The sequence below is a fragment of the Pseudomonas sp. IzPS59 genome, assembly GCF_014863505.1.
In the GTDB taxonomy this organism is placed as follows: domain Bacteria; phylum Pseudomonadota; class Gammaproteobacteria; order Pseudomonadales; family Pseudomonadaceae; genus Aquipseudomonas; species Aquipseudomonas kribbensis.
Genome location: NZ_CP062251.1, coordinates 1760132 through 1785888 on the forward strand (window position 1 = coordinate 1760132; position 25757 = coordinate 1785888).

Below are 25757 nucleotides of genomic sequence, written 5' to 3' on the forward strand. Positions count from 1 at the left end.
TTTAACTGACGGTCAGCCAAGCGAGAGAGCACAATGCCCCAAGCCTCCCAGATGTCTTCTGTTCCCGAGTCCTCGGGGCAACTGCCGTCCGTAGAGCAGGCCAGTCGGCAGGGTCTTGAGCAGGCGTTCGCGCTGTTCAACCAGATGTCGAGTCAATTGACCGACTCCTACAGCATGCTCGAAGCGCGGGTCACCGAGCTCAAGGGCGAACTGGCCGTGGTCAGCGCCCAGCGCATGCAGGAACTGGCGGAAAAAGAACGTCTGGCCAATCGTCTGCAAAATCTCCTGGATCTGTTGCCCGGTGGTGTCATCGTCATCGACGGTCACGGCATCGTGTGCGAGGCCAACCCGGCCGCCATCGATCTCCTGGGTCTGCCGCTGGAAGGCGAGCTGTGGCGCCATGTCATTGCCCGTTGCTTCGCGCCCCGTGAAGACGACGGTCATGAAATCTCTCTGAGAAACGGTCGACGCCTGTCGATTGCCACCCGCTCGCTGGATGCTGAGCCGGGGCAATTGGTGCTGCTCAACGACCTGACTGAAACCCGTCACTTGCAGGATCAGCTCGCACGCCACGAGCGCCTGTCGTCGTTGGGACGCATGGTCGCCTCGCTGGCCCATCAGATTCGCACTCCGCTTTCCGCCGCGCTGCTGTATGCCAGCCATTTGACCGAGCAGGCGCTGCCGGTCGCCACCCAGCAACGGTTTGCCGGGCGCCTCAAGGAGCGTCTGCATGAGCTGGAGCATCAGGTGCGCGACATGCTGGTGTTCGCTCGCGGTGAATTGCCGCTGACCGACCGCATCACGCCCAATGCGCTGATGCAGTCGTTGCAGGCGGCAGCGTTGACCCATGTGCAGGATCTGCCAATTCGCTGGCAGTGCGACAGCCATGCGGGCGAGTTGCTGTGCAATCGCGACACGCTGGTCGGGGCAATCCTCAATCTGATCGAAAACGCGATTCAGGCCGGTGGCGGTGATGTGCGTCTGAAAGTGCATTGCTACACCCGCGACAACACCCTGCGCCTTTGCGTCAGCGATAACGGCGGCGGTATCGAGCCGGCGGTGCTGGCGCGGCTGGGCGAGCCGTTTTTCACCACCAAGGTCACCGGCACCGGCCTGGGCCTGACCGTGGTCAAGGCCGTGGCCCGTGCGCATCAGGGAGAATTGCAGCTGCGCTCGCGGGTCGGGCGCGGCACGTGCGCGCAGGTCGTCCTGCCGATGTTTTCCGCTGTACAGGGAGCTGAGTGAAGGTCATGGGCATCAAGGTTCTGCTGGTCGAGGATGACCGTTCATTGCGCGAGGCGCTGGCCGATACGCTGCTGCTGGCCGGTCACGACTATCACGCCGTGGGTTCTGCCGAGGAGGCGCTGAAAGCCGTGGAGTGCGAGGCGTTCAGCCTGGTGGTCAGCGACGTCAACATGCCGGGCATGGACGGTCACCAGTTGCTCGGCCTGCTGCGCACCCGCCAGCCGCAATTGCCGGTGCTGCTGATGACGGCTCACGGCGCCGTCGAGCGCGCGGTCGATGCCATGCGCCAGGGCGCGGCGGACTATCTGGTCAAGCCATTCGAGCCCAAGGCGCTGCTGGACCTGGTTGCGCGCCATGCCCTGGGCAACCTCGGCACAGCTGACGCAGAAGGGCCGGTTGCGGTCGAGCCGGCCAGTGCGCAGTTGCTGGATCTGGCCGCGCGGGTCGCCCGCAGCGATTCCACTGTGCTGATTTCCGGCGAGTCCGGCACCGGCAAGGAAGTGCTGGCGCGCTACATTCACCAGCAATCCCATCGCGCCAGTCAGCCGTTCATTGCGATCAACTGCGCGGCGATCCCGGACAACATGCTTGAAGCGACATTGTTCGGTCACGAGAAGGGTTCGTTCACCGGCGCCATCGCGGCGCAGGCGGGCAAGTTCGAACAGGCCGACGGCGGCACCATTCTGCTCGACGAGATTTCCGAAATGCCCCTGGGGCTGCAGGCCAAGTTGCTGCGAGTCTTGCAGGAGCGTGAAGTGGAACGGGTCGGCGCACGCAAGCCGATCACCCTCGACATTCGTGTCGTCGCCACCACCAACCGTGATCTGGCGGGCGAAGTGGCGGCGGGGCGGTTCCGTGAAGACCTCTACTATCGCCTGTCGGTGTTTCCGCTGGCCTGGCGTCCGCTGCGTGAGCGGACCGCCGACATCCTGCCGCTGGCCGAGCGTCTTTTGGCCAAACACGTCAATAAAATGAAGCATGCGATGGCGAAGTTCTCGCCCGAGGCGCAGGCGTGCCTGATCGGTTATCCATGGCCGGGCAACGTGCGCGAGCTGGATAACGCGGTGCAGCGGGCGTTGATTCTCCAGCAGGGCGGGCTGATCCAGCCGCAGGATTTCTGTCTCTCCGGGCCTGCGTTGTTCGCTCCATTGCCAGTTGCAGTACCGGCAGCGGCGGTCATTCGTGAGGTCGAGATCGAAGCGGATTCGGCCGGGGCGCTGGGCGATGATCTGCGTCGTCGCGAGTTCCAGATGATCATCGACACCCTGCGTACCGAACGCGGTCGACGCAAGGAAGCCGCCGAAAAACTCGGTATCAGCCCCCGTACATTGCGCTACAAACTGGCGCAGATGCGCGATGCCGGAATGGACGTCGAAGGGTATCTGTTCGCCACGTAAGCGGTGGCGCAAACGTTTGAAAACGCATTTCTCGAAGCGGTGCCCGTGAGCTGGCACCGTTGTTGCTAACACCTGAGTACCCGCCGAGTGAGTGTCAAAAAATTGCGGGCCGCCCAAGAGAGTAGACCATGAGCCAAGGTATTGAATTTAATCGGTTGATGATGGACATGAAGGCCATGCAAATGGACGCCATGTCGAAGCCGAAATCGACTGCAGCCGTCCCTGAAGTGGCGGGCAGCAGCTTTTCCGACATGCTCGGTCAGGCCATCAACAAAGTGAACGATACCCAACAGGCTTCGAGCCAATTGGCCAACGCGTTCGAAATCGGCAAGAGCGGCGTCGATTTGACGGACGTGATGATTTCCTCGCAGAAGGCCAGCGTGTCGTTCCAGGCTCTGACCCAGGTGCGCAACAAACTGGTTCAGGCTTATCAAGACATCATGCAGATGCCGGTTTAAGGACGAGATTGAGTCATGGCAGAAGCAGTCGCCGATAACGTTCCGGCCAAGGCCACCCCGATAGACGGCAAACCGCCGCTGTTCGGCCTGTCCTTCCTGGAAAACCTCTCCGAGATGACCATGCTGCGTCAGGTGGGCCTGTTGGTCGGCCTGGCTGCGAGCGTGGCGATTGGCTTTGCCGTGGTGCTGTGGTCGCAGCAACCGGACTACCGGCCTCTGTACGGCAGCCTTGCCGGTATGGACGCCAAGCAGGTCATGGACACCCTGGCCTCCGCCGACATTCCCTACACCGTCGAACCGAATTCCGGCGCCTTGCTGGTCAAGGCCGATGACCTGTCCCGTGCGCGACTGAAACTCGCCGCTGCTGGTGTCACTCCCAGCGACGGCAACATCGGTTTCGAGATTCTCGACAAGGAACAGGGTCTGGGCACCAGCCAGTTCATGGAAGCGACCCGCTACCGTCGCGGCCTCGAAGGCGAACTGGCCCGCACCATCTCCGCCCTGAACAACGTCAAGGGCGCACGCGTTCACCTGGCGATCCCGAAAAGTTCGGTGTTCGTGCGTGACGAGCGCAAGCCAAGTGCTTCGGTACTGGTCGAGTTGTATTCCGGCCGTTCGCTGGAGCCGGGCCAGGTCGTTGCCATCATCAACCTGGTGGCCACTTCCGTTCCCGAGCTGAGCAAGTCGCAGATCACCGTCGTCGACCAGAAGGGCAACCTGCTGTCGGATCAGGCGGAAAATTCCGAAATGACCATGGCCGGCAAGCAGTTCGATTACAGCCGCCGCATGGAAAGCATGCTGACCCAGCGTGTGCACAATATCCTGCAACCGGTACTGGGCAACGATCGCTACAAGGCTGAAGTGTCGGCCGACGTAGACTTCAGTGCCGTCGAATCCACCGCCGAGCAGTTCAACCCGGATCAGCCGGCGCTGCGCAGCGAGCAGTCGGTCAACGAACAACGTACCGCCAGCAATGGCCCGCAAGGCGTCCCGGGTGCCCTGAGCAACCAGCCGCCGTCGCCAGCCTCCGCGCCGCAAACCACCGGCGGTGCCCAGGCTTCGACCGGCATGGTGCAGCCAGGCCAGCCACTGGTTGATGCCAACGGTCAGCAGATCATGGACCCGGCCACCGGCCAGCCGATGCTCGCGCCGTACCCGGCAGACAAGCGTCAACAATCCACCAAGAACTTCGAACTCGACCGTTCCATCAGCCACACCAAACAGCAGCAGGGTCGCCTGAATCGCCTGTCGGTGTCGGTGGTGGTGGACGATCAGGTCAAGATCAACCCGGCCAACGGCGAAACCACTCGTGCGCCGTGGAGCGCCGACGAATTGGCGCGCTTCACTCGCCTGGTGCAGGACGCCGTCGGTTTCGACGCCAGCCGTGGCGACAGCGTCAGCGTGATCAACATGCCGTTCTCCGCCGAGCGCGGCGAAGTGATTGCCGACATTCCGTTCTACTCCCAGCCATGGTTCTGGGACATCGTCAAACAAGTGCTGGGTGTGTTGTTCATCCTGGTGCTGGTGTTCGGCGTGCTGCGTCCGGTGCTCAACAACATCACCGGTGGCGGCAAAGGCAAGGAACTGGCCGGTCTGGGCGGTGACGTGGAACTGGGTGGCATGGGCGGTCTGGACGGTGAACTGTCCAACGATCGCGTCAGCCTCGGCGGCCCGACCAGCATCCTGCTGCCGAGCCCGAGCGAAGGCTATGACGCTCAGTTGAACGCAATCAAGAGTCTGGTGGCAGAAGACCCGGGTCGTGTGGCCCAGGTCGTGAAAGAGTGGATTAACGCAGATGAGTGATAACCGAGCCGCCGTCGCCAAACTGTCCCGGGTCGATAAAGCCGCGATTCTGCTGCTGTCCCTGGGTTCGACCGATGCTGCACAAGTGCTGCGCCACATGGGCCCGAAAGAGGTTCAGCGAGTTGGCGTGGCCATGGCCCAGATGGGCAACGTCCACCGTGAGCAGGTCGAGCAGGTCATGAGCGAGTTCGTCGACATCGTCGGCGACCAGACCAGCCTGGGCGTCGGCTCCGACGACTACGTGCGCAAAATGCTCACCCAGGCCCTGGGTGAGGACAAGGCCAACGGCCTGATCGACCGCATTCTGCTGGGCGGCAACACCAGCGGCCTCGACAGCCTGAAATGGATGGAGCCGCGCGCCGTAGCCGACGTGATCCGCTACGAGCACCCGCAGATCCAGGCGATCGTGGTCGCGTACCTCGATCCGGACCAGGCCGGTGAAGTGCTGGGCAACTTCGACCACAAGGTGCGTCTGGACATCATCCTGCGTGTCTCGTCGCTGAACACCGTGCAGCCGGCCGCACTGAAAGAATTGAACCAGATCCTCGAGAAGCAGTTCTCGGGCAACTCGAACGCCTCGCGCACCACCCTGGGTGGCATCAAGCGGGCGGCGGACATCATGAACTTCCTCGACAGCTCGATCGAAGGCCAGCTCATGGACTCGATCCGCGAAGTCGACGAAGACCTGTCCGGTCAGATCGAAGACCTCATGTTCGTGTTCAACAACCTGGCCGATGTCGACGACCGCGGTATCCAGGCACTGTTGCGCGAAGTGTCCTCCGATGTGCTGGTGCTGGCCCTCAAGGGTTCGGACGAAGGCGTCAAGGAAAAGATCTTCAAGAACATGTCCAAACGTGCTGCCGAACTGCTGCGCGACGACCTCGAGGCCAAGGGCCCGGTGCGCGTCAGCGACGTGGAGACCGCGCAGAAGGAAATCCTCACCATCGCCCGCCGTATGGCCGAAGCCGGAGAAATCGTGCTCGGTGGCAAGGGCGGCGAGGAAATGATCTAACACCATGGGCAAGAACGACGACGATGTGACGGACCTGATCCGTGCCCGGGACGTGCGCGGTTTCGAAACCTGGGCAATCCCGAGTTTCGATCCGCCGCCACCGGAACCCGAGCCGGAACCGGAGCCCGAACCGCCGGAAATGGAAGAAGTGCCGCTGGAGGAAGTCCAGCCACTGACCCTGGAAGAACTCGAAAGCATCCGTCAGGAGGCTTACAACGAGGGCTTCGCCATCGGCGAAAAAGAAGGTTTCCACAGCGCCACCCTCAAGGTGCGCCAGGAAGCCGAAGTGGTTCTCACCGCCAAGGTCAACAGCCTCGAGCAGTTGATGGCGAACCTCTTCGAGCCCATCGCCGAGCAAGACACGCAGATTGAAAAGTCGCTGGTCGACCTCGTGCAGCATATCGCCCGTCAGGTGATCCAGCGCGAACTGGCCATCGACTCGACGCAGATCGAACACGTCATGCGCGACGCCCTCAAGCTGTTGCCGCTGGGTGTGGGCAATGTGCGGCTGTACGTCAATCCGCAGGATTTCGAGCAGGTCAAAGCCCTGCGCGAACGCCATGAGGAAACCTGGCGTATCGTCGAGGACGAATCGCTGCTGCCGGGCGGTTGCCGCGTTGAAACCGAACACAGTCGGATCGATGCGAGCATCGAAACCCGTGTCGGCCAGGTCATGGCCAAGCTGTTCGATCAACTGCACGAACAGGCCCTGCACCCGGCCGAACCGGATCTGAGCCTCGACTTGCCGGAAACGCCGAAACCGGCCCCTGTCACCGACGAGCCGCTCGCGGACGCCCCCGATGCGCCTTGAACGCACCAGTTTCGCCAAGCGCCTGAGCACCTATGCGGAGGCCACCGAAATCCCCGGTGCGCCGATCCTCGAAGGGCGCCTGCTGCGCATGGTCGGTCTGACCCTCGAAGCCGAAGGCCTGCGCGCCGCCATGGGCACGCGCTGCATGGTGATCAACGACGACAGCTATCACCCGTCGCAGGTTGAAGCCGAAGTCATGGGTTTCTCCGGCAGCAAGGTGTTCCTGATGCCGGTCGGCAGTGTTGCCGGTATTGCGCCGGGTGCCCGTGTGGTGCCGCTGGCCGATACCGGTCGTTTGCCGATGGGCATGAGCATGCTTGGTCGTGTGCTGGACGGCGCCGGACGTGCGCTGGACGGCAAGGGCGGCATGAAGGCCGAAGACTGGGTGCCGATGGACGGCCCGACCATCAACCCGCTCAACCGTGACCCGATCAGCGTACCGCTGGATGTCGGCATCCGATGCATCAACGGTTTGTTGACGGTCGGTCGTGGACAGCGTCTGGGCCTGTTTGCCGGTACCGGTGTCGGTAAGTCGGTGCTGCTGGGCATGATGACCCGCTTCACCGAGGCCGACATCATCGTCGTCGGCCTGATCGGTGAGCGGGGTCGAGAAGTTAAAGAATTCATCGAGCACATTCTCGGTGAAGAAGGCCTCAAGCGTTCCGTGGTGGTTGCGTCCCCTGCGGACGATGCGCCACTGATGCGTCTGCGCGCGGCGATGTACTGCACGCGGATCGCCGAGTATTTCCGCGACAAGGGCAAGAATGTCCTGTTGCTGATGGACTCCCTGACCCGTTTCGCCCAGGCCCAGCGGGAAATCGCCCTGGCCATCGGCGAGCCGCCGGCAACCAAGGGTTATCCGCCTTCTGTTTTTGCCAAGCTGCCGAAACTGGTGGAGCGCGCCGGTAACGCGGAGAAGGGCGGTGGTTCGATCACCGCGTTCTACACCGTATTGTCCGAAGGCGATGACCAGCAGGACCCGATCGCCGACTCGGCGCGAGGCGTGCTCGACGGCCACATCGTGTTGTCCCGGCGTCTGGCCGAAGAAGGGCATTACCCGGCCATCGACATCGAAGCGTCGATCAGCCGGGTCATGCCGGCCGTGGTGCCGCCCGATCACATGGTCCGGGCGCAATTCTTCAAGCAGCTGTGGTCGCGATATCAGCAGAGTCGCGACCTGATCAGTGTCGGTGCCTACGTCGCCGGCGGTGATCGCGAGACTGACCTTGCCATCAATCTGCAGCCACAACTGGTCAGATACCTGCGCCAGGGTCTGAACGACAGCATCAGCCTGGGCGAAAGCGAGGCCTACCTCGAAACAATTCTCGCCCCTGCGACCGGCGGGTAACCGGCCATGGCCCTGAGCCGCGCCGCGCGTCTGGCACCGGTGGTGGAAATGGCCGAAAAGGCCGAGAAAACCGCCGTGCAGCGTCTCGGGTATTTCCAGGGGCAGGTAAAAGTGGCCGAAAGCAAACTCGCCGACCTGCATGCCTTTCGTCTGGATTACTCCGAGCAATGGATTGTGCGCGGCAGCACCGGGGTGACCGGGCAGTGGTTGCTCGGGTTCCAGGGGTTTCTGACCCAGCTCGATACGGCGGTCGACCAGCAACGGCAAAGCCTGCAGTGGCACCAGAACAATCTGGACAAGGCTCGCGAGGCCTGGCAACAGGCGTTTGCCCGGGTCGAAGGCTTGCGCAAACTTGTACAGCGCTACCGCGATGAAGCCCAGCGAGTCGAAGACAAGCGCGAGCAGAAGCTGCTGGACGAGTTGTCCCAGCGCCTGCCGCGCCGTGATGCCTACTGACGGGTTGATCTCTGACAGTTTGCGGTGACTTCCTGCCTTGCCCCTTACCCTTGCAAGTGCTAAACCTTGTACAGGTTCGTCAATGACAAGGAAGCCAGTACATGTCAGTCGTTACAGAAGTTTCTCCGGATGGCCAAAAGCTGACGATCTCGATCAAGGGGCGGTTCGATTTCGGTCGCCATCAGGAATTTCGCGAGTCCTACGAGCGACTCAATAAAAAGCCCGACTCCATCGTGGTGGATCTCAAGGATGCCACCTATCTCGACAGCTCGGCCCTGGGCATGCTGCTTCTGCTGCGCGACCATGCCGGCGGCGACGACTCGGACGTGCGGGTGGTCAACAGCAATTCGGATGTGCGCAAGATCCTCGCCATCTCCAACTTCGACAAACTGTTCGACATCAGTTGACGGCCATGCAGCCGCAAGAACCCCTGACGATCCTGATCGCCGAGGACAGCGCCGCTGACCGGCTGCTGTTGTCGACCATCGTGCGACGCCAGGGGCATGCGGTACTGACGGCCACCAATGGGGCCGAAGCGGTCGAGGTGTTTTCCCGTCAGCAGCCGCACCTGGTGCTGATGGACGCGATGATGCCGGTCATGGACGGCTTCGAAGCCGCACGGCAGATCAAGGTGCTGGCCGGTGAGAATCTGGTGCCGATCATATTCCTCACGTCGCTGACCGAGAGTGAAGCCTTGGTGCGATGCCTTGAGGCTGGCGGTGACGACTTTCTGGCGAAGCCGTACAACCAGGTGATCCTGTCCGCCAAAATCAAGGCGATGGATCGCTTGCGTCGCCTGCAAGCCACGGTGCTGGAGCAGCGCGACCTGATTGCCCGGCACCACGACTACCTGCTCAACGAGCAGCGGGTCGCCAAGGCGGTTTTCGACAAGGTCGCGCATTCCGGTTGCCTGAGTGCGCCGAATATCCGCTACCTGCAATCACCTTATGCGCTGTTCAACGGCGATCTGCTGCTGGCAGCCTACACGCCGGCCGGCGACATGCATGTGTTGCTCGGTGACTTCACCGGTCACGGTCTGCCGGCGGCGGTCGGGGCCATGCCGCTTGCGGAAGTGTTTTACGGCATGACTGCCAAGGGGTACGGGCTGGCCGAAACCCTGCGGGAAATGAACGCCAAGCTCAAACGCATCCTGCCGGTGGACATGTTCTGCTGCGCCACGCTGCTCTGCCTGAGTTTTCAGCGGCGCAGCGTGGAGATCTGGAACGGCGGCATGCCCGACGGTTATCTGCATCGCATCGCCACGGGCGAACGGGTACCGCTGGCGGCGCGGCATCTGCCTTTGGGTGTGCTCAGCCCGCAGGCCTTTGACGATCAAACCGAAGTGCTGCCGATGGCGGTGGGTGATCGGGTGTTCCTGTTGTCCGACGGGGTGATCGACACCTGCGACGCCAATGATCAGTTGTTCGGTGTCGAGCGCTTGCAGCGGGTGTTTGCCGGCAATCGCCAGCCGGATCGGTTGTTCGCCGAGATCGAACAGGCGTTGCAGGATTTTCGCGGCGAAGCCCGGGACGATGTGAGCATGGTCGAGGTCAGCCTGCTGGAAATGGCGCAGGTCAATCCGTCGGCACCGGTGTACTCCGACAGTGGCCAGTCGTGCCCGCTGGACTGGTCGGTGAGTTTCGAATTTCGCGGCGCCACGCTCAAGCGCTTCAATCCGCTGCCCTACCTGCTGCAATTGCTGCTCGAAGTGCATGGCTTGCGCACGCAGAGTGGCGCACTGTACAGCGTGCTCGCCGAGCTTTACTCCAATGCGCTGGAGCATGGGGTGCTGGGGCTGGATTCCAGCCTCAAGCGCGACGCTTCGGGTTTCGCCCGTTACTATGAGCAACGCAATGCGCGCCTCGATGCCCTGAAGGATGGATATGTGCGCGTGCATCTGGAGGTTCGTCCGGAGGGCGAGGGCGGTTGTCTGGTCGTGCGTGTCGAAGACAGCGGCAAAGGCTTTGACGTGGCTCGGGTGATGGAGCGGCCCCTCGACGGTGTCCGCCTGTCGGGGCGCGGCGTCAGTCTGATCCGGCAATTGAGCAGGAATCCAAGCTGGTCGGACGATGGTCGTAGTGCTCGCGTGGAGTTTTTCTGGGAGGCTCTGGCATAATCCGCGCATTCTTGATCAAGGAGTGAACAAGTGACTGATGCCTGTGTAGATCGCGACGTACTGAGTGCGTTGCAAGAAGTCATGGAGGATGGCTATCCGGAATTGCTGGATACGTTCCTGGCAGATTCCGAAGCGCGCCTGCGTGAATTGCAAAAAACCGCCGATGCCGACGCCTTGTCGTCGGTGGCTCATAGCTTCAAAGGCAGTAGCAGCAATATGGGGGCGACCCGTCTTGCTGAACTTTGTCAGGAGCTTGAGCAGCACGCCAGGGACAAGAGCCCGTCCGAAATCATCAAGCTGGTGGCCGACATCCATGACGAGTTCGCGGATGTGCGCCCCGTCTATGAAGCCGAGCGACAGCGCTCTCCCGCCCATTGAGTCAACCGTCCGGCGTTTTTATCCGGCGCTGGACGAAACTGGCCCGGCACTTGCAGTCATCTCGTTCAACTGTACCTACGATCCCAGTGCAGCGGAGACCGTGCCATGCCTGCAACCCCTAACATTCTTATTCAGACTGCCGCCCAGGCCAAGGCGCAAGCCGCCTCTGCCAAACCGTCAGTGGTGGCCGCAGGCCCCGGGGACAAGGCTTCGAGCTTCGCTCAGGTGTTTGCCGATCAGGGGCAGAACAAGCCTGCCGTCACGGTCGACAACTCGGTAAAACCCGCACGCGACAAGGTCGCCGACAACAGCGGCAAGAAGGACGCCGGCAAGGATCAGTCTGCCGCTCCGGACGCGACGGTTGCCGATAGCGGCAAAGCCTTGCCCGCCGACAAAACGTCATCGACAGCTGCGGACGACAAGGTCGCCAGCGACGATACCTCCGATACGCCGACCACGCCGGTCGCCGACACCGCCCCGGTTGTGGATCCGACGCTGGACCCGGCGCTGATGCAGGTCGTGCAGCCGGTCGTCACGCCGCCGGTTGTTGCTGCGCCGGTCGTTGAAACACCTCCGGTGAAGCCTGAGACCCAGGCGCCGGCAGTGGCGGCATTGCCGGCTGCTGCCACGGCAGCGCCTGTCGCCGAAAGTGATTTCGATCCGGAGGCTGATCCACTCGATTCGATGCCGGCCTTGCGCATGGCGATGGAGCAGAGTGGTCACATTTCCGCGTCCAGCCAGTCGCAGCCCAAGGCGACGCCGGCCCAGACACAGGCTGACGGCGAGCTGACCTCGGCTCAGACCTTCGCTGCCGGCATGGCCAGCATGCTGGATGTGCAAGCCGACAAGGACAGCACCAGTCAGGGCGGCGAAAAAGCCTTCAGTGGTCTGATCGATGATGGTCTGAAAGACCTGAAATCCGCCACCAGCGATACCCGCGTCGATGATTTCGCCAACCGTCTGGCGGCACTGACCCAGGCGGCCACACCGAAAACCGCCAACGCGGTGCCGGTGAACCAGCCGATTGCCATGCATCAGAACGGCTGGACCGAAGAAGTGGTCAACCGCGTCATGTACCTGTCGAGCAACAACCTGAAGTCTGCCGATATCCAGTTGCAACCGGCTGAACTGGGTCGCCTGGATATCCGGGTGAACATGGTGCCGGACCAGCAGACCCAGGTGACCTTCATGAGTGCTCACCCGAGCGTTCGCGAAGCCCTCGACGGCCAGATGCATCGCCTGCGTGACATGTTCACCCAGCAGGGCATGGGGCAGGTCGATGTCAACGTTTCCGACCAGAACCGTGGCTGGCAAGGGCAGGGTCAGGAGCAGGCGCAACAGGGCCAGACGGGGCGCACCAGCACCGCCGGCGGTCGCCTGGACTCTTCGGAAGAAGAGCTGACGTCTGCGGCCGTGGCTGAAGCGGCTGCTGCCACCACCCATGTGATCGGTTCCAGCGCCGTCGACTATTACGCCTGATTTAAAGCACTCACAAAACCTGTGGGAGCTGGCTTGCCAGCGATGGCTGCAGCACATTCAAAATACAATGTGTCAGACAAATCGCTATCGCTGGCAAGCCAGCTCCCACAGGGAGTTGCATCAGTTCACCATTTCCTCTCTTCTTCCCTCCGACACTTCTGGCATAACACTTGCTCTTGCCTTGCCGTGCGACTGTGAAAACCCGATTAGTGACGGATTATTGGCATGGCGAAGAGCGAAGCAGCAGCAGTAAAAGACCCCGCAACCAAAGGCAAACTCAAGATGATCATTGCGATCGTGCTCGGGTTGCTGCTGGCCATCGGTGCGTCTGTGGGGGCGACCTGGTTCTTCATGCACAGCGCCCAGAGCAAACCTGCGGCTGCCGTGGAAACCGCTCCGGTCGGCAAGCAGCCGGCGATTTTCGAGCCGATGGCGCCGGCCTTCGTGGCCAACTACAACCAGAACGGCCGTCAGCGCTACATGCAGGTGAGCATCACCATGCTGGCGCGCAACCAGGCCGATCTTGAAGCGCTCAAAGTGCACATGCCGGTGATCCGCAACAACCTGGTGATGCTCTTCTCCGGTCAGGATTTCGCCACTTTGGCGACCCCGGTCGGTCAAGAGATGTTGCGCCAGAAGGCCACAGCCAGCGTCCAGGAAGTGGCGCAGAAAGAGCTGGGCAAAGTGGTGATCGAACAGTTGCTTTTCACTAATTTCGTACTGCAGTAGGAACACGACATGGCCGTGCAGGATCTGCTGTCCCAGGATGAAATCGACGCGCTGTTGCACGGCGTCGACGATGGTCTGGTACAGACCGATAACGCTGCCGAACCCGGCAGTGTCAAAAGCTACGACCTGACCAGCCAGGATCGCATCGTCCGTGGACGCATGCCGACTCTGGAGATGATCAACGAGCGTTTTGCCCGCTACACCCGCATCAGCATGTTCAACATGCTGCGCCGCTCGGCGGACGTTGCCGTCGGTGGCGTGCAGGTGATGAAGTTCGGCGAATACGTGCACTCGCTGTACGTACCGACCAGTCTCAACCTGGTCAAGATCAAACCCCTGCGCGGCACCGCGCTGTTCATCCTCGACGCCAAACTGGTGTTCAAGCTGGTGGACAACTTCTTCGGCGGCGACGGCCGTCACGCGAAGATCGAAGGGCGTGAATTCACCCCGACCGAACTGCGCGTGGTGCGCATGGTGCTGGAGCAGGCGTTCGTCGACCTGAAAGAAGCCTGGCAGGCGATCATGGAAGTCAACTTCGAGTACATCAACTCGGAAGTGAACCCGGCCATGGCCAACATCGTCGGCCCGAGCGAAGCGATCGTGGTCTCCACGTTCCACATCGAACTCGACGGCGGTGGCGGCGACCTGCACGTGACCATGCCGTACTCGATGATCGAGCCGGTGCGCGAAATGCTCGACGCCGGTTTCCAGTCGGACCTCGACGACCAGGACGAGCGCTGGGTCAACGCCCTGCGCCAGGACGTGCTGGATGTCGACGTGCCGATCGGCGCGACCGTGGCTCGCCGCCAGTTGAAACTGCGCGACATCCTGCACATGCAGCCGGGTGACGTGATCCCGGTCGAGATGCCGGAAGACATGATCATGCGCGCCAACGGCGTGCCGGCCTTCAAGGTCAAGATGGGCTCGCACAAAGGCAACCTCGCGTTGCAGGTGATCGAGCCGATCGAGCGCCGCTGAAGCGGCGCAACACCCCTTACGCCTTTAACTGAATTGTTGCCCGCCGAGGACAAATGATGAACGACGAAATGAACGCCCAGGACGATCAGGCACTGGCTGACGAGTGGGCTGCCGCCCTGGAAGAAACCGGTGAAGCCGGGCAGGCCGACATCGACGCGCTGCTGGCCGCCGACGCTGGCGTTGCGAGCTCCAACCGTCTGCCGATGGAAGAGTTCGGCAGCGTGCCGAAGAGCAACGAGCCGGTCAGTCTGGACGGTCCGAACCTGGACGTGATTCTCGACATCCCGGTGTCGATCTCGATGGAAGTGGGCAGTACCGACATCAACATCCGCAACCTGCTGCAACTCAACCAGGGTTCGGTGATCGAGCTCGATCGTCTGGCCGGTGAGCCGCTGGACGTGCTGGTCAACGGCACCCTCATCGCCCACGGCGAAGTGGTCGTGGTCAACGAAAAGTTCGGCATCCGCCTGACCGACGTGATCAGCCCAAGCGAACGCATCAAGAAGCTGCGCTGAGTGAAAAAGGTTCTGGGTTCCTTGCTGGCCGCGGTGCTGGCGCTGCCATTGACGGTCATGGCCGCCGAGCCTGCGGCCGCGACTGCCGCTGCGGCGTCTCCTGCGGCGCCCGCGATTGCTCCGGCGGTCAGCAGTGGCGTCGCCGGGCAATTGACGCAATTGGTGTTCGGCCTATTGCTGGTGCTGGGGTTGATCTTCTTCCTCGCCTGGCTGCTGCGCCGGGTGCAGAACGCAGGGCCGGCGGGCAAGGGGCAGGTGATCGAGCTGATCGGTTCCCGGGCGCTCGGTCCGCGTGATCGCTTGATGCTGGTGCAGGTCGGCAACGAGCAGATTCTGCTTGGCCTGAGTCCCGGCACCATCACTGCGCTGCACGTACTCAAGGAGCCGGTGGACGTCCCGGCCACCTCCGAAAAAGCGACTCCGGAATTTGCCCAGCATCTGTTGAAGATCCTCGGCAAGGATCAGAAGGATAAGAAGTAATGGGTGCGTTGCGCATCGTCTTGACCCTGGCCTTGATGTTGGCCGCGCCACTGGCGTTCGCCGCCGATCCGTTGTCGATCCCGGCGGTCACCCTGGGCACCAACGCCAACGGGGCGCAGGAGTATTCGGTCAGCCTGCAGATCCTGCTGATCATGACGGCGCTGAGCTTCATCCCGGCCGCCGTCATCCTGATGACCAGCTTCACCCGGATCATCATCGTCTTCTCGATCCTGCGTCAGGCCCTCGGCCTGCAACAGACGCCGTCGAACCAGATCCTCACCGGCATGGCGCTGTTCCTGACCCTGTTCATCATGGCGCCGGTGTTCGACCGGGTGAACAACGATGCGCTGCAACCGTATCTGGCGGAGAAACTCACCGCCCAGCAAGCGGTGGAAAAGGCTCAGGTGCCGATCAAGGACTTCATGCTCGCGCAGACCCGCTCCAGCGATCTCGAGCTGTTCATGCGCCTGTCCAAGCGCACCGACATCGCGACGCCGGATCAGGCACCGCTGACCATTCTGGTGCCGGCGTTCGTTACGTCCGAGCTGAAAACCGCGTTCCAGATCGGCTTCATGATTTTCATCCCGTTCCTGATCATCGACCTGGTCGTGGCCAGTGTGCTGATGGCGATGGGTATGATGATGCTGTCGCCGCTGATCATTTCCCTGCCGTTCAAGATCATGCTGTTCGTGCTGGTTGACGGATGGGCGCTGATCATCGGCACCCTGGCCAGCAGTTTCGGAGGTGTTTCGCCATGACCCCAGAAGTAGCGGTCGACATCTTTCGCGAAGCCTTGTGGCTGACCACGATGATGGTCGCGATCCTGGTGGTCCCGAGTCTGCTGGTGGGCCTGCTGGTGTCGATGTTCCAGGCGGCGACGCAGATCAACGAACAGACCCTGAGCTTTCTGCCGCGTCTGCTGGTGATGCTGGTGACCCTGATCGTCGGCGGTCCGTGGATCATCCAGACCTTCATGGAATACATCATCCAGCTGTACAAAAACATTCCGCTGGTCATCGGCTAGGCCATGCAGTCGCTGCTTCAGTTGACCGACACCCAGATCAGTACCTGGGTGGCGACGTTCATGTTGCCGCTGTTTCGCATCGGCTCGATGCTGATGGTGATGCCGGTCTTCGGCACCACGCTGGTTCCCAAGCGTATCCGCCTGTACCTCGCACTGGCGATCACCGTGGTGATCTCGCCCAACCTGCCGCCCATGCCGGCGGTCAGTCCTCTCGATCTCAGCGGCTTGTTGTTGATCGCCGAGCAGATCCTGGTCGGTGCCGTGCTGGGCTTCTCCTTGCAGTTGTTCTTCCAGGCGTTCGTGGTGGCGGGGCAGATCGTTGCGATTCAGATGGGCATGGGCTTCGCCTCGATGATCGACCCCACCAACGGCGTGTCGGTGGCGGTGATCGGGCAGTTCTTCACCATGCTGGTGACGCTGCTGTTTCTCGGCATGAACGGTCATCTCGTGGTCTTCGAGGTGCTGACTGAAAGTTTCACCACGCTGCCGGTCGGCGCCGGTCTGATGACTGCGCATTACTGGGAGCTGGCCGGCAAGCTCGGCTGGGTGCTCGGTGCGGCATTGATGCTGGTGCTGCCGGCGGTCACCGCGCTGCTGGTGGTCAACATTGCGTTCGGCGTGATGACCCGGGCGGCGCCGCAACTGAACATCTTCTCCATCGGTTTCCCGCTGACCCTTGTGCTCGGCCTGTTCATTGTCTGGGTCGGTCTGGCGGACATTCTCAACCAGTATCAGCCGCTGGCCGTCGAAGCCTTGCAGCTGCTACGCGAACTGGCACAGGCGCGCTGAGTCATGGCAGAGAGCGAGAGCGGTCAGGACAAGACAGAAGACCCCACGGAGAAGCGCAAGAAGGACTCCCGGGAAAAGGGTGAGATTGCGCGCTCCAAGGAGCTCAACACTCTGGCGATCATGCTTGCCGGTTCCGGCGCGCTGCTGGTGTTCGGCGGCATGCTCGCGCAGGACCTGATGGAGCTGATGCGCATGAACTTCACGCTGTCGCGGGAAGTGATCATGGATCAGGGCGCCATGGGCAAGTTCCTGATGAATTCCGGCCTCACTGCGCTGGTGGCGATTCAGCCGATCATGATCACGTTGCTGCTGGCTGCGTTTCTCGGGCCGATCGCCCTCGGTGGCTGGCTGTTCGCCGCCGGCTCCCTGGCGCCCAAGTTCAGCCGGATGAATCCCGCCTCCGGCCTCAAGCGCATGTTCTCCGCGAAGTCGGTGATCGAGCTGCTCAAGGCGCTGGCCAAATTCCTGATCATTCTGGCCGTGGCGCTGGTGGTGTTGTCCGGTGATGTCGACGACCTGCTGCGCATTGCTCATGAGCCGATGGACCGGGCCATCATTCACAGCCTGCAAGTGGTGGGCTGGAGCACGCTGTGGATGGCCTGCGGTCTGATCATCATCGCGGCCGTCGACGTCCCGGTGCAGCTCTGGGAGAGCATCAAAAAGCTCAAGATGACCAAGCAGGAAGTGCGCGACGAGCACAAGGACCAGGAAGGCCGGCCGGAGGTCAAGCAGCGGATTCGCCAGGTGCAGCGCGAGATGTCGCAGCGGCGGATGATGGCGGCCATTCCTGATGCCGACGTGGTCATCACCAACCCGACCCACTACGCCGTGGCGCTCAAATACGACTCGGAGAAGGGCGGGGCGCCGGTGCTACTGGCCAAGGGCAGCGACTTCCTGGCGCTGAAGATCCGCGAAATTGCCGTGGCCAACGAAGTCATGCTGCTCGAATCGCCAGCCCTGGCGCGTTCGATCTATTACTCCACCGAGCTGGAAGAAGAGATTCCCGGCGGCCTGTACCTGGCGGTCGCTCAGGTACTGGCCTACGTCTACCAGATCCGCCAGCACCGCGCGGGCAAGGGCAAGTTCCCGGAGCCGCTCAAGGACGACCTGCCGATTCCGCCGGATCTGCGGCGCGATTCCTGACTTTTGGTGATGAAAAAAAACCGCCTTCCGATTGAATTCGGAGGCGGTTTTTTTATGCCTGATGACCTGTGCCGCTTGTGAGGCCGCTCCCACAGGGAAATGCATTCCAAATGTGGGAGCGGGCTTGCCCGCGAAGGCGTCAGTCGCTGCGACGCATTTCTCAAGCCTTTACACGGAGGTCTGCGACGGCGTTAGTTCCAGATTATTCAGCACCCGATTCGCTGCCAGTTCCCCAAGCATGATCAATTGCCCGATGCCCGTCAGCGTCCTGCGTTGCGAGGCGGGCATGAGGTGGGCGAAGTCATTGGCGATGGTTCTGGCGGAGGCGAGGGTTTCGCAGAGCTCGACCAGCAGCTCTTCGTTTTTGAAGTCTGCGGTGACGGCAAACATTCGGCGGGTTCTGCGCGGTGGTGGCGTGGAGCCGGGCGGGCAGAGGTAGTGATCGAGGGCGCGGTCGGCGGCTTCGTGAAGCTTTCTGGAGTCGAGGGATTCGTAGGGCGAGGCGGGATCGGTTTCGGGTGGGTTGGGTGTTGGTTTGATCATGGTGAAGCTCCTATAAAGTGGAGCCGCCCGGAACTGTCGCTAAACAGTAAGGTGGCGGCTGTACGCAGGTTAGCGAACCGGTTATAGGCACCCGGCAGACCCGAAGATCTCCCGCATACAGCCACCATAGCGGAGTTGCAGACATTGAATCTGCCACAAGGCATGGAGCGCTGGTGCACCTATTTATGATTCGAGTCGCTAAACCCGATCGCTGATTCGTCAGCGACCGATCCACAATAGAACCCGACCCCAAAGCGCACAAGCCGGCGGATTCTGGCGTAGCTGTAGGCAATGGCGCAAGAATTCGTAGCCTTCAAGGCGTGTCTGAAGGTGTCTTTTAAACATCCGAGTTTAGAAGGCACTTTTTGCTGACTTCCTGCGAAGGCGACACCCCGCCCAGCAGAAAAAACACACTCAAACCCCTCTGTTTCAATCATCGGCAAAAGTTGGAAGGCTTCTTGCAGTAGCCGCCGTGCGTCCGCTCTGGGCGTCAAAAGTTTGCTTTAAAGGAACGGGGAAAACCGGTGGATCGCTCTCAGTTAATCAACAGTGCTCGCTCGAACATTGCCGACCTCAGTCGGGGCAATCTGGGTGTGCCGCTGTTGCTGCTGGTCATGCTGGCGATGATGATGTTGCCGGTGCCGCCGTTCCTGCTCGACGTGTTCTTCACCTTCAACATTGCCCTGTCGATCGTCGTGCTGCTGGTCTGCGTGTACGCCTTGCGGCCGCTGGATTTTGCGGTGTTCCCGACGATCCTGCTGGTGGCGACGCTGTTGCGGCTGGCGCTGAACGTGGCGTCGACGCGGGTGGTGATGCTCCACGGTCAGGACGGCCACGCCGCTGCCGGTAAGGTGATCCAGGCCTTCGGTGAGGTGGTGATCGGCGGTAACTACGTGGTCGGTATCGTGGTCTTCGCGATCTTGATGATCATCAACTTCGTCGTGGTGACCAAGGGTGCCGGGCGGATTTCCGAGGTGAGCGCGCGCTTCACCCTCGACGCGATGCCCGGCAAGCAAATGGCGATCGACGCCGACCTCAACGCCGGTTTGATCGACCAGACCCAGGCCAAGGCCCGCCGTCAGGAAGTGGCCCAGGAAGCAGAGTTCTACGGTTCGATGGACGGTGCCAGCAAGTTCGTGCGCGGTGACGCCATCGCCGGTCTGCTGATTCTGTTCATCAACCTGATCGGCGGCATGGCGGTCGGTATCTTCCAGCACAACATGTCCTTCGCTGACGCGGGCAAGGTTTACGCCTTGCTGACCATCGGTGACGGTTTAGTGGCGCAATTGCCATCACTGTTGTTATCTACAGCTGCAGCGATCATGGTGACCCGTGCTTCCGGTTCGGAAGACATGGGTAAGCAGATCAATCGCCAGATGTTCGCTTCGCCGAAAGCGCTGGCGGTGGCGGCCGGTCTGATGGCGGTCATGGGCCTGGTGCCGGGCATGCCGCACTTCTCGTTCCTGACCATGGCCGCACTGGCTGCCGGTGGTGCTTACCTGTTCTGGAAGAAGCAGAACGTGGCCAAGGTGCAGGCGCTGGAAGAGGTCAAGCGTCAGCAGGAACTGCTGCCGTCGCCAGCCCGCGCCATGGAAACCAAAGAGCTGGGCTGGGACGACGTGACGCCCATCGACATGATCGGCCTGGAAGTCGGCTATCGCCTGATTCCGCTGGTGGACCGCAATCAGGGCGGCCAGTTGCTGGCGCGGATCAAGGGCGTGCGCAAGAAGCTCTCGCAGGATCTGGGCTTCCTGATGCCGACCGTGCACATCCGCGACAACCTCGATCTGGCACCGAGCGCCTATCGCCTGACCCTGATGGGGGTGATTCTGGCCGAGGCCGAGATCTACCCGGATCGCGAACTGGCGATCAACCCGGGGCAGGTCTACGGCACGCTCAACGGCATCACCGCCAAAGATCCGGCTTTCGGCCTGGAGGCGGTGTGGATCGAAGTCAGCCAGCGCGCCCAGGCGCAATCGCTCGGTTACACCGTGGTGGACGCCAGTACCGTGGTCGCCACCCACTTGAACCAGATTCTGTACAAGCACTCCAGCGAGCTGATCGGCCACGAGGAAGTGCAGCAACTCATGCAATTGCTGGCCAAGAGCTCGCCGAAACTGGCGGAAGAGCTGGTGCCGGGTGTGGTCACGTTGTCGCAGCTGCTGAAAGTGTTGCAGGCGCTGCTCGCCGAACACGTGCCGGTGCGCGACATCCGCAGCATTGCCGAAGCCATCGCCAACAATGCCGCCAAGAGTCAAGATACCGCCGCTTTGGTGGCCGCTGTGCGGGTTGGCGTATCCCGTGCAATCGTCCAAAGCATTGTAGGGACTGAGTCCGAGCTGCCAGTCATCACGCTGGAGCCAAGGTTGGAACAAATATTGCTCAATAGTCTGCAGAAGGCAGGACAAGGCTCGGAAGAGGGCGTTCTGCTGGAGCCAAGCATGGCCGAGAAGCTGCAACGTTCGCTCATCGAAGCGGCGCAGCGTCAGGAAATGCAAGGTCAGCCGGTGATCCTGTTGGTAGCAGGCCCGGTTCGCGCGATGCTCTCGCGCTTTGGTCGCCTGGCAGTTCCCGGACTGCATGTGCTGGCCTACCAGGAAATTCCGGACAACAAGCAAGTGACCATCGTTGCGACAGTAGGGCCCAACGGCTGAGGTAGTGGTTTATGCAAGTTAAGCGTTTTTTCGCCGCCGATATGCGTCAGGCCATGAAGCTGGTTCGTGATGAGCTGGGCGCTGATGCCGCCATCATTGGCAACCGCCGCATTGCCGGCGGCGTCGAGCTGACGGCGGCGCTGGATTACAAACTGTCGGCGCTGGCGCCACGGGTTCCGAACATGGAACTCGAAGACGAGCTGCGCAAGACTCAGTCGCGCATCGTCACCGCCCAGGCCGAGCTGAGCATGCGTGGTGAGGCCGACGGCAACACCAATCGCCAGTTGTTCTCCGGTCTGCCATTGACCGCCGGCCTGCCGCTGACGGCTGCCGAGCCTCTGACAGAACCGACGTACGCCGCACCGGCCCGTCCAGCCCCGGCACCTGCGCCGGCTGCCGCTGGCGTCGATCCGCGTGCGCTGGATTCGATGCGTTTCGAACTCAACAGCCTGCGCGAGCTGATGGAAGTTCAGCTCGGCACCCTGGCCTGGAATCAGCTGCAAGGCAGCCGTCCGGCTCAGGCGAATCTGTATCGCCGTCTGCAGCGCATCGGCTTGTCCGGTCCGTTGTCCCGCGACCTGCTGGCACTGACCAGCGATATCGAAGAGCCTCGTCAGGCCTGGCGCATGTTGCTGGCGCACCTGGCGCGGATGATCGCCACACCGGAAGTCGAGCCGCTGGAAGAGGGCGGTGTGATTGCCATGGTCGGCCCGGCCGGCATGGGCAAGACCACCACCCTCGCCAAACTGGCTGCCCGCTACGTACTCAAGTACGGCGCGCAGAACATTGCGCTGGTGAGCATGGACAGTTTCCGCATCGGCGCTCAGGAACAGTTGAAAACCCTGGGCCGGATCCTCAATGTGTCGGTGACCCACGTCGACCCGGGCCAGTCCCTGGTGCAGGCGCTGGATCCTCTGCTGCGCAAACGCGTGGTGCTGATCGACACCGCCGGCCTGCAGGCCAGCGATCCGGCACTGCGCATGCAACTGGAAAGCCTGGCCGGTCGTGGCATTCGGTCGAAAAATTATCTGGTACTGGCAACCACCAGCCAGAAACAGGTTCTAACCGCCGCTTATCACAGTTACAAGCGTTGCGGGCTCGCCGGGTGCATCCTGACTAAACTGGATGAGACGGCCAGCCTTGGCGAAGTGCTGAGCCTGGCGATCAGTCATGAACTGCCGGTCGCCTACCTGACCGATGGCCCACGGATTCCGGATGATCTGCATCTGCCGCGCCGTCATCAATTGGTCAGCCGCGCCGTCAGCGTGCAAATGCAGGAAGAACCCAGCGAAGAAGCCATGGCTGACATGTTCGCTGATATCTACCACAGCCCGACCAAGCAGGTTGGCTGAGGTAATGAACAGTTTTTGTACCTACATCGATGGTCTGCCACGCATTGTTCCGGTTGTGAACGCGCAGCCAGTAATGTGGCCTCCGTCTATGCAAGACAAGGTAAAGAAATAACATGGGCAGCATGCATCCCGTACAGGTGATCGCGGTGACCGGCGGCAAAGGTGGCGTCGGCAAGACTAACGTGTCAGTGAACTTGTCCCTGGCGCTGGCAGAGCTTGGCCGTCGGGTCATGCTGCTGGATGCCGACCTGGGTCTGGCGAACGTCGACGTTCTGCTGGGCCTGACGCCCAAACGTACTTTGGCCGATGTGATCGAGGGCCGCTGCGAGCTGCGCGACGTGCTGTTGCAAGGTCCCGGCGGGATCCGCATCGTGCCGGCCGCTTCCGGCACGCAAAGCATGGTTCACCTGAGCCCGGCCCAGCATGCCGGTCTGATTCAGGCATTCAGTGACATCGGCGACAACCTCGACGTGCTGGTGATCGACACCGCTGCGGGTATTGGTGACTCGGTAGTCAGTTTCGTTCGCGCGGCGCAAGAAGTGTTGCTGGTGGTCTGCGACGAGCCGACCTCGATCACCGACGCCTACGCACTGATCAAGCTGCTCAACCGCGATTACGGCATGAACCGCTTCCGCGTCCTGGCCAACATGGCCCAGAGCCCGCAGGAAGGTCGCAACCTGTTCGCGAAGTTGACCAAGGTCACGGATCGCTTCCTCGACGTCGCCTTACAATACGTCGGTGCGGTGCCTTACGACGAAAGCGTGCGCAAGGCGGTGCAGAAGCAGCGTGCGGTCTATGAAGCCTTCCCGCGTTCCAAGTGCGCACTGGCATTCAAGGCGATCGCGCAAAAGGTCGACACCTGGCCGCTGCCCGCCAACCCGCGCGGCCATCTCGAATTTTTCGTCGAGCGCCTCGTGCAGCAAACGGCAGGACCTGTGCTATGACCGCCAGCGGTATGAACCTTTACAAAAAGTCGGCGCGTGACGCGCAGTACGAGCTGATCGAGCGTTACGCGCCACTGGTCAAACGCATCGCCTACCACTTGCTGGCGCGGTTGCCGGCCAGTGTGCAGGTCGAAGACCTGATTCAGGCCGGGATGATCGGCCTGCTCGAAGTCTCGACCAAATACGACGCCAGCAAGGGTGCCAGTTTCGAAACGTACGCGGGCATCCGGATCCGCGGCGCGATGCTCGATGAAGTACGCAAGGGGGACTGGGCACCGCGCTCGGTTCACCGCAATACCCGTATGGTCAGCGACGCGATTCGCTCGATTGAAGCTAAAACCGGCCGTGACGCTAAAGATCACGAGGTTGCGGCCGAACTCCAGTTGAGTCTCGACGATTACTACGGGATTTTGAACGACACCCTGGGCAGCCGACTGTTCAGTTTCGACGACCTGTTGCAGGACGGCGAACACGAAGGGCTGCACGAGGATGGCGCCAGTGCTCATCTTGAGCCGTCACGCGATCTGGAAGATGAACGCTTCCAGGCGGCGCTGGCGGACGCGATTGCCAATTTGCCGGAGCGTGAGCGACTGGTGTTGGCGCTGTACTACGACGAAGAGCTGAACCTCAAGGAAATCGGTGAAGTCCTTGGTGTCAGTGAATCGCGGGTCAGCCAGTTACACAGCCAGTGCGCGGCCCGCTTGCGGGGGCGTTTGGGGGAGTGGCGAGCGCGCTGAAGGCAGTGTGGGGACACTGCGAACGAGGCTGGTGCGGTGGTGAACGGCACCGGTCTTGCTCTGTTGTGCTCCAGACAGTCATCGAGTGCTTTGCCGGATTGATTGAAATGGCGCGTTCAGGTGCTGGACGCGTTTAAGACTGCTTGGAGGTCGAATTGAACAAAGACATGAAAATCCTCATCGTTGATGACTTCTCAACGATGCGGCGGATCATCAAGAACCTGTTGCGTGACCTCGGGTTCACCAACACCGTTGAAGCCGACGATGGCACCACCGCCATTCCGGTGCTCAACAGCGGCAGCATCGACTTTCTGGTGACCGACTGGAACATGCCCGGCATGACCGGTATCGACCTGCTGCGTCACGTGCGCGCCGATGAAAAACTCAAGCACCTGCCGGTGCTGATGGTGACCGCTGAAGCCAAGCGCGAGCAGATCATCGAAGCGGCCCAGGCCGGCGTTAACGGCTACGTGGTCAAACCTTTCACGGCTCAGGCGCTGAAAGAAAAAATCGAGAAGATTTTCGAACGCATCGGCTGATGACGCGCGGGGGAGCTATGGAGCATAAAGAATCTTCACAGGGCGACTTCGAGTCGACGCTGAAAAAACACGCGGTCGAACTGGTCGAAAGCCTTGAAAAAGGCAGGTTCGGCGACGCTGTGCAACTGATCCATGAGCTCAATCAGACCCGTGACCGTGGCCTGTACCAGGAAGTCGGCAAGCTCACGCGCGAACTGCACAGTGCAATCGTCAACTTCCAGATCGACCCGCACATGCCGCAGGCCGAGGAAGTGTCGCAGATCACTGATGCGACCGAGCGCCTGGGCTATGTGGTCAAGCTGACCGAAGCTGCGGCCAACCGCACCATGGATCTGGTGGAAAGCGCCACGCCGGTGGTCAATGGTCTGGCTGATGAAGCCCAGGCGTTGAGTGCCGACTGGGGACGTTTCATGCGCCGCGAAGTCGGGGCTGAAGAGTTCCGCGAACTGGCGCGTCGGGTCGACGGTTTTCTGGCACGCAGCAGCGCGGACAACCGCGCGGTGTCGAGCAACCTCAACGACATCCTGCTGGCCCAGGATTACCAGGACCTCACCGGTCAAGTGATCAAGCGCGTGACCCAACTGGTCACCGAAGTCGAAAGCAATCTGCTCAAACTCGTCCTTATGGCCAGTCAGGTTGACCGCTTTGCGGGCATCGAACATGACCGTGCGGCGATGCTCGCTGAAAAAGATCCACAAAAACATCTCTCGCAGGGTGAAGGTCCGCAGATTCATGCCGATAAACGAGAAGACGTTGTGTCCGGTCAGGACGATGTGGACGATTTGCTATCCAGCCTTGGATTTTAGTTTTCTGGGTTTTTAGACCTG

27 protein-coding genes are annotated in these 25757 nt (G+C 61.4%); 26 read left to right on the plus strand and 1 reads right to left on the minus strand.

The features are described from left to right. The first annotated feature begins 33 nt into the window (after window positions 1–33). The 20 genes from IF189_RS07955 (at window position 34) to flhB (ending at window position 18161) form a co-directional block, all read left to right on the plus strand. Window positions 34–1245: a sensor histidine kinase gene (locus IF189_RS07955; protein WP_119428823.1), complete on the plus strand. Its 1212-nt coding sequence runs from the start codon at window positions 34–36 to the stop codon at window positions 1243–1245. 5 nt (window positions 1246–1250) lie between these two features. Continuing rightward, complete coding sequence (gene fleR / locus IF189_RS07960) at window positions 1251–2642, plus strand: sigma-54-dependent response regulator transcription factor FleR (RefSeq protein WP_134825890.1); 1392 nt, start codon at window positions 1251–1253, stop codon at window positions 2640–2642. Window positions 2643–2770: 128 nt separating this feature from the next. After that, window positions 2771–3100: a flagellar hook-basal body complex protein FliE gene (fliE, locus tag IF189_RS07965; protein ID WP_085710460.1), complete on the plus strand. Its 330-nt coding sequence runs from the start codon at window positions 2771–2773 to the stop codon at window positions 3098–3100. A 15-nt stretch (window positions 3101–3115) separates the two neighbouring features. Next, window positions 3116–4903, plus strand: coding sequence for a flagellar basal-body MS-ring/collar protein FliF (gene fliF / locus IF189_RS07970; protein WP_114881896.1), 1788 nt, complete (start codon window positions 3116–3118; stop codon window positions 4901–4903). Beyond that, the gene (gene fliG / locus IF189_RS07975; RefSeq protein ID WP_007958288.1) at window positions 4896–5915 is read left to right on the plus strand and encodes a flagellar motor switch protein FliG; all 1020 of its coding nucleotides are present in this window, start codon (window positions 4896–4898) and stop codon (window positions 5913–5915) included. The genes fliF and fliG overlap by 8 nt, the downstream gene beginning before the upstream one ends. Window positions 5916–5919: 4 nt before the next feature. Further along, window positions 5920–6726 carry a flagellar assembly protein FliH gene (fliH, locus tag IF189_RS07980; RefSeq protein WP_192553094.1) on the plus strand — a complete coding sequence of 269 codons (807 nt, stop codon included), beginning with the start codon at window positions 5920–5922 and terminating at the stop codon, window positions 6724–6726. After that, entirely contained in the window at window positions 6716–8074 is a 1359-nt protein-coding gene (gene fliI, locus IF189_RS07985) for a flagellar protein export ATPase FliI (protein ID WP_085710464.1), read from the plus strand. Before fliH ends, fliI begins: the two co-directional genes overlap by 11 nt. A gap of 6 nt (window positions 8075–8080) precedes the next feature. Further along, the gene (gene fliJ / locus IF189_RS07990; RefSeq protein WP_114881898.1) at window positions 8081–8530 is read left to right on the plus strand and encodes a flagellar export protein FliJ; all 450 of its coding nucleotides are present in this window, start codon (window positions 8081–8083) and stop codon (window positions 8528–8530) included. 101 nt (window positions 8531–8631) lie between these two features. Further along, window positions 8632–8937 carry an STAS domain-containing protein gene (locus IF189_RS07995; RefSeq protein ID WP_119428818.1) on the plus strand — a complete coding sequence of 102 codons (306 nt, stop codon included), beginning with the start codon at window positions 8632–8634 and terminating at the stop codon, window positions 8935–8937. Window positions 8938–8942: 5 nt separating this feature from the next. Beyond that, entirely contained in the window at window positions 8943–10646 is a 1704-nt protein-coding gene (locus IF189_RS08000; protein ID WP_192553095.1) for a fused response regulator/phosphatase, read from the plus strand. A gap of 30 nt (window positions 10647–10676) precedes the next feature. Beyond that, window positions 10677–11024: an Hpt domain-containing protein gene (locus tag IF189_RS08005; RefSeq protein ID WP_085710468.1), complete on the plus strand. Its 348-nt coding sequence runs from the start codon at window positions 10677–10679 to the stop codon at window positions 11022–11024. 105 nt (window positions 11025–11129) lie between these two features. Continuing rightward, a complete protein-coding gene (locus IF189_RS08010) occupies window positions 11130–12503 on the plus strand; it encodes a flagellar hook-length control protein FliK (RefSeq protein ID WP_192553096.1) in 1374 nt (457 codons plus the stop codon). A gap of 225 nt (window positions 12504–12728) precedes the next feature. Continuing rightward, a complete protein-coding gene (gene fliL / locus IF189_RS08015) occupies window positions 12729–13232 on the plus strand; it encodes a flagellar basal body-associated protein FliL (protein ID WP_085733741.1) in 504 nt (167 codons plus the stop codon). A gap of 9 nt (window positions 13233–13241) precedes the next feature. Then, on the plus strand, window positions 13242–14210 hold the full coding sequence (gene fliM, locus IF189_RS08020) for a flagellar motor switch protein FliM (protein ID WP_003222890.1): 969 nt from the start codon (window positions 13242–13244) through the stop codon (window positions 14208–14210). Between the two features lie 56 nt (window positions 14211–14266). After that, window positions 14267–14725, plus strand: coding sequence for a flagellar motor switch protein FliN (gene fliN, locus IF189_RS08025; RefSeq protein ID WP_408987513.1), 459 nt, complete (start codon window positions 14267–14269; stop codon window positions 14723–14725). Further along, window positions 14726–15205, plus strand: coding sequence for a flagellar biosynthetic protein FliO (fliO, locus tag IF189_RS08030; protein WP_225739953.1), 480 nt, complete (start codon window positions 14726–14728; stop codon window positions 15203–15205). Next, window positions 15205–15963, plus strand: coding sequence for a flagellar type III secretion system pore protein FliP (gene fliP / locus IF189_RS08035; RefSeq protein WP_085710474.1), 759 nt, complete (start codon window positions 15205–15207; stop codon window positions 15961–15963). The genes fliO and fliP overlap by 1 nt, the downstream gene beginning before the upstream one ends. Next, window positions 15960–16229: a flagellar biosynthesis protein FliQ gene (gene fliQ, locus IF189_RS08040; protein WP_085710476.1), complete on the plus strand. Its 270-nt coding sequence runs from the start codon at window positions 15960–15962 to the stop codon at window positions 16227–16229. The genes fliP and fliQ overlap by 4 nt, the downstream gene beginning before the upstream one ends. A 3-nt stretch (window positions 16230–16232) precedes the next feature. Next, on the plus strand, window positions 16233–17018 hold the full coding sequence (fliR, locus tag IF189_RS08045) for a flagellar biosynthetic protein FliR (RefSeq protein WP_085710477.1): 786 nt from the start codon (window positions 16233–16235) through the stop codon (window positions 17016–17018). A gap of 3 nt (window positions 17019–17021) precedes the next feature. Next, complete coding sequence (gene flhB, locus IF189_RS08050; RefSeq protein WP_192553098.1) at window positions 17022–18161, plus strand: flagellar biosynthesis protein FlhB; 1140 nt, start codon at window positions 17022–17024, stop codon at window positions 18159–18161. Window positions 18162–18329: 168 nt separating this feature from the next. On the opposite strand, the gene IF189_RS08055 is transcribed toward flhB, so the two are convergent. Further along, window positions 18330–18704: a DUF6124 family protein gene (locus IF189_RS08055; protein WP_134825895.1), complete on the minus strand. Its 375-nt coding sequence runs from the start codon at window positions 18702–18704 to the stop codon at window positions 18330–18332. A gap of 524 nt (window positions 18705–19228) precedes the next feature. Here IF189_RS08055 and flhA point away from each other — a divergent pair. The 6 genes from flhA to IF189_RS08085 all read left to right on the plus strand — a co-directional run bounded on the left by flhA (window position 19229) and on the right by IF189_RS08085 (window position 25736). Beyond that, window positions 19229–21358 (plus strand): flagellar biosynthesis protein FlhA, encoded by a 2130-nt coding sequence (flhA, locus tag IF189_RS08060; RefSeq protein ID WP_085710483.1) that lies wholly within the window; start codon window positions 19229–19231, stop codon window positions 21356–21358. Between the two features lie 11 nt (window positions 21359–21369). Next, on the plus strand, window positions 21370–22710 hold the full coding sequence (flhF, locus tag IF189_RS08065) for a flagellar biosynthesis protein FlhF (protein WP_085710485.1): 1341 nt from the start codon (window positions 21370–21372) through the stop codon (window positions 22708–22710). A 113-nt stretch (window positions 22711–22823) separates the two neighbouring features. After that, on the plus strand, window positions 22824–23654 hold the full coding sequence (fleN, locus tag IF189_RS08070; RefSeq protein WP_003222917.1) for a flagellar synthesis regulator FleN: 831 nt from the start codon (window positions 22824–22826) through the stop codon (window positions 23652–23654). Then, window positions 23651–24391, plus strand: coding sequence for an RNA polymerase sigma factor FliA (fliA, locus tag IF189_RS08075; RefSeq protein ID WP_007951959.1), 741 nt, complete (start codon window positions 23651–23653; stop codon window positions 24389–24391). Before fleN ends, fliA begins: the two co-directional genes overlap by 4 nt. Window positions 24392–24558: 167 nt before the next feature. Next, window positions 24559–24930: a chemotaxis response regulator CheY gene (locus IF189_RS08080; RefSeq protein ID WP_003183998.1), complete on the plus strand. Its 372-nt coding sequence runs from the start codon at window positions 24559–24561 to the stop codon at window positions 24928–24930. 17 nt (window positions 24931–24947) lie between these two features. Next, entirely contained in the window at window positions 24948–25736 is a 789-nt protein-coding gene (locus IF189_RS08085) for a protein phosphatase CheZ (protein ID WP_007951961.1), read from the plus strand. The last annotated feature ends 21 nt before the right edge of the window (window positions 25737–25757 follow it).